The 15,710-nt window shown below is 67.1% G+C and carries 15 protein-coding genes; 6 read left to right on the top strand and 9 right to left on the bottom strand.

Translation table 11 applies throughout. The annotated features are described in order from the left end of the window. The first annotated feature begins 38 nt into the window (after window positions 1-38). Window positions 39-1,286 carry an NAD(P)/FAD-dependent oxidoreductase gene (locus PV781_RS01420; protein ID WP_274773840.1) on the top strand — a complete coding sequence of 416 codons (1,248 nt, stop codon included), beginning with the start codon at window positions 39-41 and terminating at the stop codon, window positions 1,284-1,286. Here the strand turns inward: PV781_RS01420 and PV781_RS01415 are convergent. Further along, window positions 1,276-1,818 (bottom strand): hypothetical protein, encoded by a 543-nt coding sequence (locus PV781_RS01415; protein ID WP_274773839.1) that lies wholly within the window; start codon window positions 1,816-1,818, stop codon window positions 1,276-1,278. The genes PV781_RS01420 and PV781_RS01415 overlap by 11 nt on opposite strands. 10 nt (window positions 1,819-1,828) lie before the next feature. Continuing rightward, complete coding sequence (locus tag PV781_RS01410) at window positions 1,829-2,818, bottom strand: P1 family peptidase (protein WP_274773838.1); 990 nt, start codon at window positions 2,816-2,818, stop codon at window positions 1,829-1,831. 252 nt (window positions 2,819-3,070) lie between these two features. On the opposite strand from PV781_RS01410, the gene PV781_RS01405 reads away from it, so the two are divergent. Further along, window positions 3,071-3,802 (top strand): cytochrome c biogenesis CcdA family protein, encoded by a 732-nt coding sequence (locus tag PV781_RS01405; RefSeq protein WP_274773837.1) that lies wholly within the window; start codon window positions 3,071-3,073, stop codon window positions 3,800-3,802. A gap of 11 nt (window positions 3,803-3,813) precedes the next feature. Here the strand turns inward: PV781_RS01405 and PV781_RS01400 are convergent, their stop codons facing one another. From PV781_RS01400 to PV781_RS01370, 7 genes are all read right to left on the bottom strand, one after another. After that, a complete protein-coding gene (locus PV781_RS01400; protein WP_274773836.1) occupies window positions 3,814-4,434 on the bottom strand; it encodes a glutathione S-transferase family protein in 621 nt (206 codons plus the stop codon). A 192-nt stretch (window positions 4,435-4,626) separates the two neighbouring features. After that, the gene (locus tag PV781_RS01395) at window positions 4,627-5,730 is read right to left on the bottom strand and encodes a branched-chain amino acid ABC transporter substrate-binding protein (protein WP_274773835.1); all 1,104 of its coding nucleotides are present in this window, start codon (window positions 5,728-5,730) and stop codon (window positions 4,627-4,629) included. Between the two features lie 150 nt (window positions 5,731-5,880). Continuing rightward, complete coding sequence (locus PV781_RS01390; protein ID WP_274773834.1) at window positions 5,881-6,345, bottom strand: DUF6867 family protein; 465 nt, start codon at window positions 6,343-6,345, stop codon at window positions 5,881-5,883. A 3-nt stretch (window positions 6,346-6,348) separates the two neighbouring features. Beyond that, window positions 6,349-7,071 carry an ABC transporter ATP-binding protein gene (locus tag PV781_RS01385; protein WP_274773833.1) on the bottom strand — a complete coding sequence of 241 codons (723 nt, stop codon included), beginning with the start codon at window positions 7,069-7,071 and terminating at the stop codon, window positions 6,349-6,351. After that, complete coding sequence (locus PV781_RS01380) at window positions 7,068-7,979, bottom strand: ABC transporter ATP-binding protein (RefSeq protein WP_274773832.1); 912 nt, start codon at window positions 7,977-7,979, stop codon at window positions 7,068-7,070. The genes PV781_RS01385 and PV781_RS01380 overlap by 4 nt, the downstream gene beginning before the upstream one ends. Beyond that, window positions 7,976-9,403 (bottom strand): high-affinity branched-chain amino acid ABC transporter permease LivM, encoded by a 1,428-nt coding sequence (livM, locus tag PV781_RS01375; RefSeq protein WP_274773831.1) that lies wholly within the window; start codon window positions 9,401-9,403, stop codon window positions 7,976-7,978. The genes PV781_RS01380 and livM overlap by 4 nt, the downstream gene beginning before the upstream one ends. Further along, window positions 9,403-10,320: a branched-chain amino acid ABC transporter permease gene (locus PV781_RS01370; RefSeq protein WP_274773830.1), complete on the bottom strand. Its 918-nt coding sequence runs from the start codon at window positions 10,318-10,320 to the stop codon at window positions 9,403-9,405. Before PV781_RS01370 ends, livM begins: the two co-directional genes overlap by 1 nt. A gap of 346 nt (window positions 10,321-10,666) precedes the next feature. Between PV781_RS01370 and PV781_RS01365 the strand changes: the two genes are divergently transcribed. The 4 genes from PV781_RS01365 (at window position 10,667) to PV781_RS01350 (ending at window position 15,676) form a co-directional block, all read left to right on the top strand. After that, window positions 10,667-11,749: a bile acid:sodium symporter family protein gene (locus PV781_RS01365; RefSeq protein ID WP_274773829.1), complete on the top strand. Its 1,083-nt coding sequence runs from the start codon at window positions 10,667-10,669 to the stop codon at window positions 11,747-11,749. 165 nt (window positions 11,750-11,914) lie between these two features. Next, window positions 11,915-12,409 (top strand): (2Fe-2S)-binding protein, encoded by a 495-nt coding sequence (locus PV781_RS01360; RefSeq protein WP_274773828.1) that lies wholly within the window; start codon window positions 11,915-11,917, stop codon window positions 12,407-12,409. Between the two features lie 77 nt (window positions 12,410-12,486). Next, window positions 12,487-14,862: a xanthine dehydrogenase family protein molybdopterin-binding subunit gene (locus PV781_RS01355; protein WP_274773827.1), complete on the top strand. Its 2,376-nt coding sequence runs from the start codon at window positions 12,487-12,489 to the stop codon at window positions 14,860-14,862. Window positions 14,863-14,875: 13 nt separating this feature from the next. Further along, window positions 14,876-15,676 carry an FAD binding domain-containing protein gene (locus PV781_RS01350; RefSeq protein WP_274773826.1) on the top strand — a complete coding sequence of 267 codons (801 nt, stop codon included), beginning with the start codon at window positions 14,876-14,878 and terminating at the stop codon, window positions 15,674-15,676. The last annotated feature ends 34 nt before the right edge of the window (window positions 15,677-15,710 follow it).

Here is a 15,710-nt window from a genome sequence, read left to right as displayed (position 1 = left end):
GGCTAAGATCGGTCCGGAGCCAAGGCGGGGATCGGTGAATGGCACGGGTGGACTGCGTTGTTCTCGGGGCGGGCATGGTGGGGGTTGGCAGCGCCCTGCACCTTCAGGCGGCGGGCCTGTCCGTCGCGCTGGTGGATCGCCGGGCGCCGGGCGAGGAAACGTCATTCGGCAATGCGGGCGTCATCGAGGGCAGCGCGCTCTTTCCCGTCTCGTTCCCGCGCGACCTCAAGGTGCTGGTGCGCCATGCCCTGAAGCTGGCGCCGCAAAGCAATTATCGCCTGGGGGCCCTGCCGGGCCTTCTGCCCTGGATCTACGCCTATTTCATCGCCTCTGGCACGGCAGGGCTGGCCCAGAGCGCAAGGGACCTGCGTCCCCTGATGGCGGCGGCGCGCGCCGATCATTCCGTGCTGGCCAAAGCCGCCGGCGCCCGGCACCTGCTGCGGCCGACCGGCTGGGTGAAGATCTATCACAGCGAGGCGGATTTCCTTTCCGCACAGCCGGAGCGGGAGCTGGCGCGCAGCGTCGGGGTCGCCTGCGAGGAACTGGATACGGCGGGCGTGCGGGCTCTCGAGCCGCATCTGAAGCCGGATTTCGTGCGCGGGTCCTTCTGGCCGGACTGCGACAATTGCGATGATCCCGGCGGCCTCGTGAAGGCCTATGCCCGCCTCTTTGAGCAGCGGGGCGGCCTCGTGCTCAACGGGGATGCCCGCAGCCTGCGGCGCAGCTCCGGCCGGTGGCGGGTGGAAACGGCTGAGGGGCCGGTGGACGCCGACCGTGTTGTGGCTTGCCTTGGGCCATGGAGCCTGGATCTGCTGGGGCCCATGGGCCTGAAGCTGCCGTTCGCTGTGAAGCGAGGCTATCACATCCATCTGGCGCCGGAGCCGGGGGTGACCTTGTCCCGCGCCATCGTGGACCGGGCCGGTGGCTTCTGCCTGCAATCCACACGCTATGGCATCCGAGCCACCACGGGGATCGAGTTTGCGCTGCGGGATGACCCGCCGGATACCCGGCAGGCCAAGCTGGTGGCGCCCCTGGCGCGGCGCCTGCTTCCATTGGGCGATGTGCGGGAGACGCAGCCCTGGCTGGGGCGCCGCCCGGCCTTCCCCGATTCGAAGCCCGTGCTGGGCGAGATGCCCGGCCAGCCGGGTGTCTGGGTGAATTTCGGCCACAGCCATTGGGGCTTCACGCTTGGCCCCACCACGGGCAAGCTCCTGGCCCAGATGATGACCGGCGCGCCCCCCTTCACCGATCCCGCGCCCTACGCGCTGAGCCGCTTCAAGCCCTAGGGGTGGGAACCGGCACAGCCGCGCCACGCGAGAAATAGCGCCGGGGCCGCTCGCCCTCGCGCAGATACCCCCAGAAGGCCGCAGCCCCCGCCGTCTGCACCAGGATGCCCGGCAGCAGCGCGGCGAGGTCGCCCACGGTGAGCCCATCCACCGCCATGGCGTTGCGGATGCCGAACTGGCACAGCGCCGTCACGACGGCCCACGTGGCCAGCAGCCAGGGCGAAACGGTGAGCGCATGAACCGAGCGCTGAACCGTCAGGATGACGAAGCTCAGGGACCAGAGGAACAGCGCCAGTTGCGGGATGAGACCGAGGCGCAGGATCTGGGAGGCCATGGAGGGGCCGGACAGGCTGTCCACCACGGCCGAGAAGGCGCCCACGGGGCCGATGGCCGCGATGAGGCTGAAAATGCCGGCCAGCGGCACCGCCGTGATGCCGCATGCGCACCAGAAGAGAATGGCCAGGAGACCGGTGAGGGCCGGCTCGTCCGGGCGGCGCTTGCGGGGCCGAAAGAGGCGGGGGAAAGAGGCCATGTGTGATCCTTCAGGCAAACAGGTCGCGCCACGCCTTCTGTGCCCCGGGAACGGGCAAGGCGGTGGCCTCGAAGATGGCCCGCCCGATGGCGCGTGCCATCACATGGGCGGCGGTGGCGCCGATGAGGGTTTCATCGGCCAGTGTCACGGGCGCGGGGTTCCGCCCGGTGGCGAGGGCGAAAACACAGTCCCCATCCTGTGGGGCATGGGCGGGATGAAGCCCAAGCGCAAATCCATCCTGCGCCATCACGGCGAGGCGCCGGGCTTGGGCGACGGTCAGAGCCGCATCGCTGGCGATGATGGCGATGGTGGTGTTGGCGCGGGCACCAAGGCCCTTGAGGCGGGGCAGGCTCTCGTCCGGCCACACGGCCGGCAGGCCCCGGCCGCCGAACTCCCCATCCCGCTCATAGGGCGCGGCGCGCAGCCAGGGGCCCTCGCCCACCAGGGGATTGCCGAACGCATTCACCGCGACCAGCGCGCCGACCACATGCCCCGTGGGCGCACGGGCGGATGCGGACCCCAGCCCGCCCTTCACGGTTGCGGTCTGGGCGCCCGTTCCGGCGCCCACCGAGCCCAGGGGAAATGCGCCGTCGGTGGCGGTGTTGAGCGCCGCGATGCCGAGCGACCGATAAGGCGGCGTCTCTCCCCAGGCCTTTTCGCCGCCATTCAGCAGGTCGAACAGGATGGCGGAGGGTACGATGGGCACCCGCGCCGGCCCGACAGCAAAGCCGCGGCCCTGGCACGCCAGGGCCGCCATCACGCCGCTTGCCGCATCCAGCCCGAAGGCCGAGCCACCAGACAGGACAAGCGCGTCCACGGTCTCCACCACGGCGGCTGGGGCGAGGAGGTCGGTCTCCCGGGTGCCGGGGCTCCCGCCGCGCACATCCACCGCCGCAACGGCTGGCGTCTCGCACAGCACGACGGTGGTGCCGGAGCCGAGGGCAAGGTCCTGCGCATGGCCGACCTTCAGGCCCCGGACGTCGGTGATGAGGTTGAGCATCCCGCCTTCTTTCCTGCGCCCGATGCGACGCTGTGCCTCTGTGCACGATCCGGGCAGGCAATTTCAATCGGCCTGTGCGGGCCGGGCGCCTTCACATCGCAGGGAGGGGGACGGCTGTGCTCTTGCCGTGACCGTTCCCAGGCGCCATGAAGCGACGTCTGCTCCTCGGCGGCGGAGCCGGCATGTGTTCTCGTGTGGAGGGTGTTCTCGCGGTGCGAGGATGGCCCCCGTCCCAGCCGCCACCGGGTACCCATGGCCGACGTCACGCTTCCCGCCGCCTTCTTTGCCGGGCTCGCCAGCTTCCTTTCGCCGTGCGTCCTGCCGCTGGTTCCGCCCTATCTGTGCTTCCTGGCGGGCACCACCCTGGACAATCTCACCAGTTCCGGCCGGCTGGACACGGTGGCGCGCCGCACGTTTCTCGGGTCGCTGCTGTTCGTCGCCGGCTTCAGCCTGGTCTTCGTGGCATTGGGCGCCGGGGCATCGGCGATTGGCGACGTGTTGCGGGCGCACATGGATGTGCTGGGCATGGTGGCGGGTATCGCCATCATCATCATGGGCCTGAATTTTCTGGGGGTGTTCCGGATTCACCTCCTGTCGCGCACCGCCCGCCCCGCCGTGGCACCGCCCACCGGTCTCTGGGGCGCCTTTGTCATGGGGCTTGCCTTCGCATTCGGCTGGACGCCGTGCCTCGGCCCCGTGCTCGGCGCCATCCTGGCGGTGGCGGGCTCGGAGGCGACGGTTTCCAAGGGCGCGCTGCTGTTGGGCGTCTATTCCGCCGGCCTCGGCGTGCCCTTCCTGCTTGCCGCGGTGGCGGTACGCCCCTTTCTCAAGGGGCTCATTCACATGCGCCGCATGCTGCCGGTGATGGAGAAGGTGATGGGGGCCTTCCTGGTCATCACCGGCATTGCCTTCATGTCAGGCTGGGTGGCGACCGCCAGCTATTGGCTGCTCGAGACTTTTCCCGGCCTCTCCAGCATCGGCTGACGCTTCGCCCCTCAGGTGAGGGGGATTGCCACCCCGGCGATGAAGGCAGGGCGCACGCGGATGCGGTCATACCAGGCGCGCAGATGGGGCAGGTCCGGCCGTGCAATGTCCATCTCGAACCAGGCATAGGCAAAGCAGCCGAGCGGGATGTCACCCATGGCGAATGTTTCGCCGGACAGATAGGGCATGCGCGAAAGTTCCGCATCCACCCGCTTGAACAGGGCGGTGCAGGTCTCCAGGCCCTTCTCCATGGCGGCCACGTCCCTCTGGTCGGGGGCGAGCCGGACCTTGTTCCAGAACAGATCCCGGAACGGCGTGGCGATGGCGGAGGTGGCCCAGTCCATCCACTTGTCGCCCACGGCGCGCACGGCCGGATCCTCGTGCCAGAGGGTGCCGACGCCGTACTTGGCGCTGAGATAGCGCACGATGGCGTTGGATTCCCAGAGGATGAAGCCATCATCCTCGAGGCAGGGAACGAGGCCGTTGGGGTTCATGGCCCGGTAGGGGGCATCATTGACCACCCCGAAGGCGCCGCCCGCCTCGATCCGCTCGAACGGCAGGTCCAGCTCCCCGGCGCACCAGACAGCCTTCTTCACATTGGTGGAATTGGCGCGTCCCCAGATTTTCAGCATGGTGCCTCCTGCGCCGGGTCAGTCTCGGGGCGGCGCATCCCGACCCCCCTGGCAACCCGGCTTGGCCTCGGTTTTAGAACCGGACGGCGCTGGATTGAAGCAATCTGACCGTGCATCGGCGGGTGGAGAGGCAAAAGAAAAAGGGGCCCGCGCCAGCGCGCGAGCCCCCTGGATGCGTGGACCGGGACCGGCTCACATTTCGCTGTAGCCGCCATCCTTCCAGACATAGACCACATAGTCCTTCTTGGTGATGTCGCCCTTCTTGTCGAAGGAGAGCGGGCCAAGCACCGTCTGGAAAGTGGCGCCGGAATGCATGTAGTCCGCGATCTTCTTGGGGTCGTTGGACTTCACGGCCTCGGCGGCCTGCTTGATGATCTGGGCGGCAGCGTAGGAATAGAGCACGTAGCCTTCCGGATCGACGCCCTTGGCCTTGAACTTCTCCACCACTTCCTTGGCGGCCGGGTTCTTGCGCGGATCGGGGCCGAAGGTCATCAGCGTCCCGGCGGCGCCGGGGCCGGCAATGGTCCAGAACTCCTTGTCGGTGATGCCGTCGCCGGAGAACAGGACGGTGTTGAGGCCCTGGTCACGCATCTGGCGCACCAAGAGGCCGGCTTCCGGATGCAAGCCGCCATAATAGACGAGGTCGACGCCGGCCGCCTTCAGCTTGGACACGAGGGCAGAATAGTCCTTCTCGCCGGGATTGATGCCCTCGTAGATGACTTCCTTCACGCCGCCCTTGTTCATCGCCTTCTGGGTCTCGTCCGCCAGGCCCTTCCCGTAGGGGGTCTTGTCGTGGACGATGGCGATCTTCTTGCCCTTGAAGTTCTGGACGATGTAGTCGCCGGCCACCGCACCCTGCTGGTCATCGCGGCCGCAGGTGCGGAACGTGTTCCACATCTTGCGTTCGGTGAATTGCGGGTTGGTGGAGGCGGGGCTGATCTGCAGCACGCCGGCCTCTTCATAGTCCGTCGAGGTCGGGATCGAGACGCCGGAATTGAAGTGGCCGATGACGTATTTCACGCCATCAGAGATGAACTTGTTGGCCGCCGACTTGCCCTGCTCGGGCTTGGAGGCGTCGTCGCCCACATAAAGCTCGATCTTCTGGCCGTTGATGCCGCCGGCGGCATTGATGTCGGCCACCGCCTGCTCGACACCGGTCTTCAGCTGGGCGCCGAAGGCGGCGTTCGAGCCGGTCATGGGTCCGCCAACGCCCAGCTTCACGGGTGCCTGGGCGAAGGCGGGGCTCAAGGCGAGGCCTGCGCCGAGCGCGAGCCCGGCCAGTAGAAGCTTCTTCATCCGGTTCTCCTCTGAATGACGGGTCCAGCCTGATGACGGCCCGTCGGGTTGGTCACGTCGGAAGAGCCTGAGGCGCTTGTGCCCATCGCAGCGGCACGGCGCGCTGGACCGCATTGTGCCAGTTTCCGTTCCGCTGTCGATGGCGCGGCATCACGCGGCGCCGTCCCCGCCATCTGCGCGGGTGCGCCAGGCCAAAACCCCGGCCGGCTCATAGAGCCACTCATAGCGCTCGACCATCTGGCGCCGCCGCACCGACCGAAAGCCGAGCGCGGCAATGGAGACCAGGAGCACGAACTCCACCGCAGCATGGGTGTTGAAGGCCAGCGTGCCGTGGAACAGGGCGAAATGGCAGAAGCGGACGGCGCCGGTCAGCAGCAGGCAATAGACCGGCACCTGCCAGAACGGGCTCCAGCCCTTGGCCACCGCGCGGCCAGTGAGCCAGGCTGCACCGCCGCCGAGAAACAGCGTCACCAGCATGAAGTCGCCGAGGGAGACCTCCACCACCAGGCCGGGCCGCACGATGAAGAGGGCCAGCACGAGCGCGATGCCCAAGAGGGGCAGGATCACCATGGGCGCGGCGAACCGGCCGGGATGGGCGATGGGCGCGGACGCCATGGCTCAGGCTCCCCCTTCCAGATAGGCGGCACGCACTTCCGGGCTCTCCAGCAGCTCGCGGCCCGTTCCCGACAGCGTGATGGCGCCGTTCACCAGCACATAGCCGCGATGGGCGAGCTTCAGCGCATGATAGGCGTTCTGCTCCACGAGGAAGACAGTGAGCCCCTCGGTCTCGTTCAGGTCGCGGATCACGTCGAAGATCTGGCGCACCACGAGGGGCGCGAGGCCCAAGGACGGCTCGTCCAGGAGAAGCAGCCGGGGGCGGCTCATGAGCGCGCGGGCGATGGCCAGCATCTGCTGTTCGCCGCCCGAAAGCGTCCCGCCCCGCTGGTGCAGCCGTTCTTTCAGGCGGGGGAACATCTCGAACATGCGTTCCAGGTCCGCCTCGAAATGGGCGTAGCCGTCGATGGCGGCGCCCATCTGAAGGTTCTCATAGACCGTCATGCGCGGGAAGATGCGTCGCCCCTCCGGCGACTGGGCGATGCGCCGGCGGGAGATTTCGTGGGTGGGCAGCTGGGTGATGTCCTCCCCCGCAAACCGGATCTGCCCCGTGCTGGCGCGTGGAGCGCCGCAGACCGTCATCATCAAGGTGGACTTGCCGGCTCCGTTGGCGCCGATAATGGTAACGATCTCGCCTTCATGGACATCCAGGTCCACGCCCTTGAGGGCGATGATCTTGCCGTAATGGGTGCGCACGTCGCGGACGGAGAGCAGCGGCTCGCTCATGCGCCCACCTCCGCCTCGACGCTCTCGACCGCGTCCTCGTCCACGCCCAGATAGGCGGCGATGACCTTGGGATCGGAGCGCACCTCTTCCGGCGTCCCGTCGGCGATCTTGCGGCCATATTCCAGCACGATCACGTGGTCCGAAATCTCCATGACCACGCTCATGTCATGCTCGATGAGGAGCACGGACGTCTTGTGCTCGTTCCGCAGCGACAGGAGGAGGGTGTTCAGCGCCAAAGATTCGCGCGGGTTGAGGCCGGCGGCCGGCTCGTCCAGGCACAGCAGCACGGGTTCCGAGCACATGGCGCGGGCAATCTCCAGCCGGCGTTGGTCGCCATAGGGAAGGTCGCCCGCCGGATCGTCGGCGCGGTGGGTGAGCTGGATGCGCTCCAGCCATTCCACCGCCCGTGCCACCGCCGCCTTCTCCTGCCGCCGCCAGGAGGGCAGGTTGAGGAGGGCGGCCGGGTTCATCAGGCCGCTCTGGGTCAGGCTCATATGCTGGGCCACCAGCAGGTTCTCCAGCACGGTCATGCCCGAGAAGAGGCGGATGTTTTGGAAGGTGCGCGCCACCTTTGCGGCGGAGGCCACCTTGTGGTCGGGCAGGCGCTCCAGGAGATAGAGGTCACCGGCTCGCGTGCGGGCGTGGGCGAGGCCGTTGCGGGTCAGCTCCGCCAGCTCCTGTGGGCTGGGCGCGCCCCCATGGGCCAAGGCCAGGCGGCCGACGGACGGCTTGTAGAAGCCGGTGATGCAGTTGAAGACCGTGGTCTTGCCCGCGCCATTGGGGCCTATCACAGCGGTCACCTGCCCCCGGCCGGCGTGGAAGGAGACGTCTCCCACCGCCACCAGTCCTCCGAAGCGCATGGACAGGTGGTCCACCGTGAGGATGGGGTCCTGTTCCCAGGGTCTCATCCGTGGCCCTCCTTCACCAGGTCGCCCGACACCTTCTTGCGCTCCTTCAGGAAGATGGTGGCCATGCGGCTGGAGACCAGCCCGCGCGGCCGCCACACCATGACCGCAACCATGGCGAAGCCGAAGATGAGCATGCGATAGAGGGTGGGGTCGAAGTCCGGCCCGAACAGCCAGGGGTCTTTCAGGAAGGTCAGGTTGCGCAGCATTTCCATGCCGCCAATGAGCAGGATGGCGGAAACCGCGACCCCCATCTGCGAGCCCATGCCGCCAAGCACGACGATGGCCAGGATCACGGCCGATTCCATGAAGGTGAAGGATTCCGGCGATACGAAGCGGATGCGCACCGCAAAGAAGGCGCCCGCAAACCCGCCGAACATCGCTCCCGTCGCGAAGGCGGTGAGCTTGGTGAGCGTGGTGTTGATACCCAGCGACCGGCAGGCGATCTCGTCTTCGCGCAAGGCCTCCCAGGCGCGGCCCACCGGCATGCGGCGCAGGCGCACGGTGGCGATGGCGGTGAGGGCGGCAAGGACCAGGATGACGAAATAGAGGAAGATGTTGCGGTGCATGGGATCGAACGCGATCCCGAGCCGCTCGGCAAATCCCCCTTCGCCCGAGGAGAAGGGAATGCCGAAGAAGGTGATGGGCGGAATGGAAGAGATGCCCGCCCCGCCATTGGTCAGGTCCACCCAGTTGATGAGCACCAGGCGGATGATCTCGCCGAAGGCCAGCGTCACGATGGCGAGGTAATCGCCCCGCAGGCGCAAAACCGGGAAGCCCAGAATCACGCCCCACAGGCCCGCCAGCAGGCCGGAAATGGGCAGGCAGACCCAGAAGCTCCAGGCCTTCCAGAAATCGGCGCCGAGTGCGCCGGCCAGGAATTCGTTCACCGGGATGCTGGTGGAGAGAAGCGCGAAGGTATAGGCGCCCACCGCATAGAAGGCCACATAGCCAAGGTCGAGCAGGCCGGCCAGGCCCACCACGATGTTCAGCCCCCAGCCCAGCATCACATAGGTCAGGATGTAGATGCCGAGGTCGATCCAGTAGCGGCTGGGGCCCAGGCCTCCGGAGCCGAGGACGGCCAGCACCGGATAAAGCACCAGGAGCGCGAAGAAGGCCGGCTTGACCACGCCGCCCAGGCGCTCCCCCGCCGCAGCGAGGGCGGGATTTCCGCCGCTGCGCTTTACCCGTCCCGGGCGCCACAGGGTCAGCAGCAGGATGAAGCGCAGGACCGCCACCGCCCCGGCGAAGATGGCCACCAGGCCGAACCGGTAGGTGAGGATCAGGGGGCCCGCGGAGGTCTCCGTGGCGCGCATTCCCACGAGGGGAAGGAAGAGCAGGGCCGTGATGGCCCCGCTGATGAGGGCGTCCTTCAGGGCCGCCGCGAAGGCGGAAGGCGGGGTCTTCGCCGGGGTGGCGAGGGCCATCACACCTTCTCCACTTCGGGCCGGCCGAGCAGGCCCTGGGGCATGAAGATGAGCGTGATGGCGAGGATGGAGAAGGCCGCCACGTCCTTGTATTCAATGCTGAAATAGGCCGACCAGAAGGTCTCGATGAGGCCGATGAGCAAGCCGCCCAGCACCGCGCCGGGCAGCGAGCCGATGCCGCCCAGAACGGCGGCGGTGAAGGCCTTCACGCCCGGCACAAAGCCGTCGGCGAAGTTCACCACGCCGTAATACATGAGGTAGAGCACGCCGGCGACGGCGGCGAGTGCCGCGCCGATGACGAAGGTCAGGGAAATGGTGCGGTCCACGTCCACGCCGAGCAGTGCCGCCATCTTGCGGTCCTGCTCGCAGGCCCGCTGCGCGCGCCCGAGCGGTGTCTTCTGGACCAGCCACCAGAAGGCCGCGAGCAGCACCGCCGTCACCACCATGATGAGGATCTGCTTGTAGGCCAGCGTCACCTGGTAGGAGCCGGTGTCGTAGATCACGATCACATCCGGCAGCATGGGCGGGATGGCCTTGTTGCGCGGGCCCTGCGCCACCTGCACGAAGTTGGACAGGAGGATGGACATGCCGATGGCGGAGATCATCGGGGCGAGGCGGAAGGAGCCGCGCAAGGGCCGGTAGGCCACGCGTTCAATGGTCCAGCTGACGAGCCCGGTGAAGGCCATTCCCAGAATGAGAACGATCGCCAGTGCCACGAAGAGCGAGGTGATTCCGAGCACCGTCGTCAGCAGCAGGAAAAAGATCAAGGCGATGAAGATTGACACCATGAACACGTCGCCATGGGCGAAGTTCACCATGCCGATGATCCCGAACACCATCGTGTAGCCGATGGCGATCAATCCGTAGATCGATCCGAGAGTCAGCCCATTAATGAGCTGCTGGAGGAAGACATCCATCCGACAACTGCCCCTCTCTGTGTGTACGCCTAATCTTTGATCGTGCCTCATGAACGGGCGAGCGTACCCTTTGAGTCATAGCGCGGCCCGCGTTTTGACACAAATGGTCCAAAGGGGGGTGTGGACGGTCGTCCTTCTCACGTCCTCGTGCGCGGCGGGAAAGGGCACCACTTCAGGTGCGTTGAGATAAATCTGGTATACCTGTATACGGGTATACCAGAGCGGTGCCGGCGCCTCAGGCGGCGGACGCCGGACAAAAACAAGCATTTGGGGTGACCCGGCCTTTCTTAGGGCCGGGGGAGGAGACGGCCGCGGAGCATTTCGTCCTCAGGACTTCTTGCCCGTCATGTCGCTACGATTGAAGATTGATCCATTCCTGCCGGCGCTTGCGGCGACGGTGGCCCTTGCTCTGGCATGGCCCGCTCCGGGACAGACCGGTGGCATCCTGCACGCGGACACCGTCGCCACCTATGGCATCGGCGTCATCTTCTTCCTGTACGGGCTCACCTTGGCGCCCGAGCACCTGTGGAAGAGCGCGGGCAAGTGGCGCGTGCACCTGGTTGTGCAGCTTTCCACCTTCGTCCTGTTTCCCGCCGTGATTGTGCTGGCCCAGCCGCTTCTGGCGCGCATCTTCCCCGCCGAGGTCCTGTTGGGCTTGTTCTTCCTTGCGGCGCTTCCCTCCACCGTCTCGTCCTCGGTGGCCATGACTTCCCTGGCGCGCGGCAATGTGCCGGTGGCGATCTTCAACGCCTCCATATCCAGCCTCATCGGCGTCTTCGTGACGCCGCTGCTCCTGGCCTGGTACCTGCACGCCAATGGCGGCGGGCTGCCGCTGGAAAAGGTCATTCTCAAGCTGGTCATCATGGTGTTGCTGCCGCTGGGCGTCGGCCAGCTGTTGCGCCCGTTGCTGCGCGCCTTCGTCACGCGCCACAAGGCGGTGATCAAGGTGGCCGACCGGGCGGTCATCCTGATGATCGTCTACAACTCCTTTTGCGATTCCGTCGCCGCCGGCGTCTGGGACAAGCAGAGCCCGCTTGTGCTCGTCGGCATGGCGGCTGCGGTGATTGCACTCTTCTTCGTGGTGTATGGCATTGTCGGGCTGGTGTGCCGGCTGCTGGGCTTTTCCACGTCCGACCGGATCGCCACCTTGTTCTGCGCCTCCAAGAAGTCGCTCGCCACGGGTCTTCCCATGGCGGGTGTCATCTTTGGGTCGAGCGGGGCTCTGGGCGTGCTCATTGCGCCCACCATGATGTTCCACTTCTTCCAGCTGGTCATTGTCAGCTTCCTGGCCGCCGCCTATGCCCGCCGGCCCGAGGACATCGCGCCGAGCCTGGAAAGCCCGGCCAAGGCGCCCCCGCGGTCCAAGGAGGCCGTGGCTCGTCCGGTGCGGGCCCCGAGCGCCGAAAAGGTTGAGGTGGTGGGCCGCTGAAGCGGTCCGCCATTCGCGCACGGCACGGGCCTGGCATTCGTCCGGCTTGACCGGAGGGAGCGTCGCGTCCCACACTGGAACCCATAAAATTCGAAACTGGACGGCGCGCCTCGTCCGATCGGTTCCGGCCGGACCGGGGCGAGCAGCCCGATGGGGAGGTCGTGCATGACGAAGATTTCGTTGACCGTGAACGGGCGCGCGGTGACCGCTGAGGTCGAGCCGCGCACTCTGCTCGTCCAGTTCCTGCGGGAAAAACTGCTGCTCACCGGCACCCATGTGGGCTGCGACACCAGCCAGTGCGGCGCCTGCGTGGTGCATGTGGACGGCGCTTCCGTGAAATCCTGCACGATGCTGGCGGTCCAGGCCGACGGCGCCGTCGTCACCACCATCGAAGGCGTTGCCAACGGGGTGGAGCTTCACCCCATGCAGGCGGCGTTTCGCGAGCATCACGGCCTTCAGTGCGGTTTCTGCACGCCGGGCATGATCATGACCGCCCTCGACATCGTGGCGCGCCATGGGACGGCGGTGGACGAGGCCACCATTCGCGAAAACCTCGACGGAAACCTCTGCCGCTGCACGGGATATCACAACATCGTCAAGGCGATCGAAGCCGGCGCCCGCGCCATGGGCGGGGGACCGCTGTCCGTCGCTGCGGAATGAGCGGCCGCAGAGCCGTCCGCGCATCTGTCCAATGAACGCAGTGAACGAACGCATTCGTCCTTGAGGGAGGACACCCCGTGAACGCCAGCTCCGTCACACCCATCGGCGCCCCCGTGCGGCGCAAGGAAGACCAGCGCTTCATCACCGGCAAGGGCCGCTATACCGACGACCTGTCCCGCCCCGGGCAGGCGCACGCCTATTTCCTGCGCTCGCCTTATGCCCACGCCAATATCCGCTCCATCGACACCAGCGCGGCAGCAGCCATGCCCGGTGTCGTCGGGATCCTCACCGGCGCGGACATTGCCGAGGACAAGATCGGTTCGCTCATCTGCGGCTGGATGATCCATTCCAAGGATGGCTCGCCCATGCGCATGGGCCCCCATCCGGCACTGGCGCTCGACAAGGTGCGCTATGTGGGCGACCACGTGGCCATGGTGGTGGCGGACACGCTGAACCAGGCCAAGGACGCCGCCGCCGCCATCGAGGTGGATTACGAGATCCTGCCCGCGGTGGTGGATCTGGCCACCGCCGCCGATGAAGGCGTCGCGCAGGTGCACGAGGTGGCGCCCCGCAACACCGTCTATGAGTGGGAGCTGGGCGACAAGGCTGCGACCGAGGCGGCCTTTGCCCGCGCGGCGCGGGTCACCGCCATCGACATCGTCAACAACCGCCTCGCGCCCAATCCCATGGAGCCGCGCGCCGCCATCGGCGAATATGATTCCGGTGACGATGCCTTCACCCTCTGGACCACCAGCCAGAACCCCCACGTGGCACGCCTCGTCCTGTCGGCCTTCGTGGGGCTCGCGCCCGAGAACAAGCTGCGCGTGATCGCCCCCGACGTGGGCGGCGGCTTTGGCTCCAAGATCTTCATTTATGCCGAGGAGACAGCCTGCGCCTGGGCCTCCAAGCGCCTGGGCCGGCCGGTGAAATGGACTTCGGACCGCTCGGAGGCGTTCCTCTCCGACGCCCATGGACGCGACCACATCACCCATGGCGAGCTGGCGCTGGATGCCAATGGCAAGATCCTGGGCTTCCGGGTGAAGACCATCGCCAATATGGGCGCTTATCTCTCCACCTTCGCGTCCTGCATTCCCACCTATCTCTACGCCACCCTGCTATCGGGCCAGTACGACATCCCCGCCATCTATTGCGAGGTGGATGCGCGCTACACCAACACCGCCCCGGTGGATGCCTATCGCGGCGCCGGGCGGCCGGAGGCCACCTTCCTGGTGGAGCGCATCATCGACAAGGCGGCGCGGGAGATGGGCATCGACCCGGCCGAGATGCGCCGGCGCAACTTCATCACCAGCTTCCCGCACCAGACGCCGGTCATCATGTGCTACGACGCCGGTGACTATGCCGCGTCCATGGATAAGGCCCTGTCGCTCATCGACTATGCCGGCTTTCCGGCGCGCAAGGCCGAGGCGGCGCGCCGCGGCAAGCTGCGGGGCATCGGCCTGTCCAACTACATCGAGGCCTGCGGCATCGCGCCGTCTGCGGCGGTGGGCTCGCTCGGCGCCGGCGTCGGCCTGTGGGAGAGCGCAGAGGTGCGTGTGAATCCCACCGGCAATGTGGAGGTCCTCACCGGCTCCCACAGCCACGGCCAGGGTCATGAGACCACCTTCGCGCAGCTTGTGTCCTCCCGCCTTGGCATTCCCATCGACCAGGTGAGCGTCATCCACGGCGACACCGACAAGGTGCAGTTCGGCATGGGCACCTATGGCTCGCGCTCGGGTGCGGTGGGCATGTCCGCCATCTCCAAGGCGCTGGACAAGGTGGAGACCAAGGCCAAGAAGATCGCCGCCCATATCCTTGAGGCGAGCGAAGGCGACATCGAGTTCAAGGATGGCCGCTTCACGGTGGCCGGAACGGACCGGGGGCTTGCGTTCGCCGAAGTGGCGCTCAATGCCTATGTGGCGCACAAATTCCCCACCTCCGAGATTGAGCCGGGGCTGAAGGAAGGGGCCTTCTACGACCCCACCAACTTCACCTTCCCCGCCGGCTGCCACATCTGCGAACTGGAGGTGGACCCGGAGACGGGCGTCACGCAGATCGTGAACTGGGTGGCGGTGGACGATTTCGGTGTGGTCATCAATCCCATGATCGTGGAGGGGCAGGTCCATGGCGGCATCGCCCAGGGCGTGGGCCAGGCGCTGCATGAAGGCGTGCGCTATGATGAGGACGGCCAGCTCGTGACCGGCTCCTACATGGACTACACCATGCCCCGCGCCGGCGACCTGCCGTCCTTCACGGTCGGCCTGACGGAGACCCGCTGCCCCTCAAATCCGCTCGGCATCAAGGGCTGCGGAGAGGCGGGGGCCATTGCCGCTCCGCCGGCCGTCATCAACGCGCTCACCGATGCGTTGGGGACGCAGGACATCCACATGCCGGCGACGCCGGCCAAGGTCTGGGCCATCGCGCAGGGCGCCGTGACGCGCCGCGCGGCCGAGTGAAGGAGACGCGAGCATGTATGCCTTCGATTATGAGCGCCCGGCCGCCGTGGATGCCGCCGTCGCCTTGCTGCGCGAGGTGTCGGAGCCCAAGCTCCTGGCGGGTGGGCAGACGCTGCTGCCCACGCTCAAGCAGCGTCTGGCGCAGCCCGGCACGCTGGTGGACCTGTCCGCCGTTCCGGGGCTCGATGCCATCGAGGCGACCGGCGACGGCGTGAAGATCGGCGCCATGGCCCGCCATGCCAAGGTCGCGGGCTCGGATGTTGTCCGGTCCGTGATCCCGGCGCTCGCGGACCTCGCCGGGCTGATCGGCGATCCCGCCGTGCGCAATCGCGGCACCATGGGCGGGTCGGTGGCCAATAACGACCCCACCGCCGACTATCCCGCCGCGTGCCTGGCCTTGGGCGCTACCATCATCACCTCGGCGCGGGAGATCGCGGCCGACGACTTCTTCACCGGCCTTTTCGAGACCGCCCTGGCCGAGGACGAGGTCATTCTCGCCATCTCCTTCCCCAAGCCTGTCCGGGCCGCCTATCGCAAGTTCCGCAACCCGGCCTCCCGCTATGCCATGGCGGGCGCCTTCGTGGCTGAGACCGCCGGCGGGGTGCGGGTGGCGATCACGGGCGTGGGGCAGGGCGGTGTCTTCCGCTGGAGCGAGGCGGAGGCGGCGCTTGCGGTCTCCTTCACGCCCGATGCGCTCGACGCCCTGTCGCTTGACCCGTCCGACGTGATGGCGGACCTGCACGGCAGCGCGGACTATCGCGCCCACCTCGCGAAGGTCATGGCCAAGCGCGCGGTGGAAGCCATCGGCGGCTGAAGCAGCCGAAGCGGATCTGTGACAGCCAGCCGGA

This window comes from Aquabacter sediminis (assembly GCF_028863665.1).
GTDB lineage: Bacteria > Pseudomonadota > Alphaproteobacteria > Rhizobiales > Xanthobacteraceae > L1I39.
Note: the sequence above shows the minus strand (reverse complement) of the source record. Positions and strands in the feature narration are given on the sequence as shown.

What these genes read in the sequence shown, in the direction of transcription:
- PV781_RS01420 (WP_274773840.1), top strand. Translation starts at nt 39, where the DNA reads ATGGCACGGGTGGACTGCGTTGTTCTCGGGGCGGGCATGGTGGGGGTT.
- PV781_RS01415 (WP_274773839.1), bottom strand. Translation starts at nt 1,818, where the DNA reads ATGGCCTCTTTCCCCCGCCTCTTTCGGCCCCGCAAGCGCCGCCCGGAC.
- PV781_RS01410 (WP_274773838.1), bottom strand. Translation starts at nt 2,818, where the DNA reads ATGCTCAACCTCATCACCGACGTCCGGGGCCTGAAGGTCGGCCATGCG.
- PV781_RS01405 (WP_274773837.1), top strand. Translation starts at nt 3,071, where the DNA reads ATGGCCGACGTCACGCTTCCCGCCGCCTTCTTTGCCGGGCTCGCCAGC.
- PV781_RS01400 (WP_274773836.1), bottom strand. Translation starts at nt 4,434, where the DNA reads ATGCTGAAAATCTGGGGACGCGCCAATTCCACCAATGTGAAGAAGGCT.
- PV781_RS01395 (WP_274773835.1), bottom strand. Translation starts at nt 5,730, where the DNA reads ATGAAGAAGCTTCTACTGGCCGGGCTCGCGCTCGGCGCAGGCCTCGCC.
- PV781_RS01390 (WP_274773834.1), bottom strand. Translation starts at nt 6,345, where the DNA reads ATGGCGTCCGCGCCCATCGCCCATCCCGGCCGGTTCGCCGCGCCCATG.
- PV781_RS01385 (WP_274773833.1), bottom strand. Translation starts at nt 7,071, where the DNA reads ATGAGCGAGCCGCTGCTCTCCGTCCGCGACGTGCGCACCCATTACGGC.
- PV781_RS01380 (WP_274773832.1), bottom strand. Translation starts at nt 7,979, where the DNA reads ATGAGACCCTGGGAACAGGACCCCATCCTCACGGTGGACCACCTGTCC.
- livM (WP_274773831.1), bottom strand. Translation starts at nt 9,403, where the DNA reads ATGGCCCTCGCCACCCCGGCGAAGACCCCGCCTTCCGCCTTCGCGGCG.
- PV781_RS01370 (WP_274773830.1), bottom strand. Translation starts at nt 10,320, where the DNA reads ATGGATGTCTTCCTCCAGCAGCTCATTAATGGGCTGACTCTCGGATCG.
- PV781_RS01365 (WP_274773829.1), top strand. Translation starts at nt 10,667, where the DNA reads ATGTCGCTACGATTGAAGATTGATCCATTCCTGCCGGCGCTTGCGGCG.
- PV781_RS01360 (WP_274773828.1), top strand. Translation starts at nt 11,915, where the DNA reads ATGACGAAGATTTCGTTGACCGTGAACGGGCGCGCGGTGACCGCTGAG.
- PV781_RS01350 (WP_274773826.1), top strand. Translation starts at nt 14,876, where the DNA reads ATGTATGCCTTCGATTATGAGCGCCCGGCCGCCGTGGATGCCGCCGTC.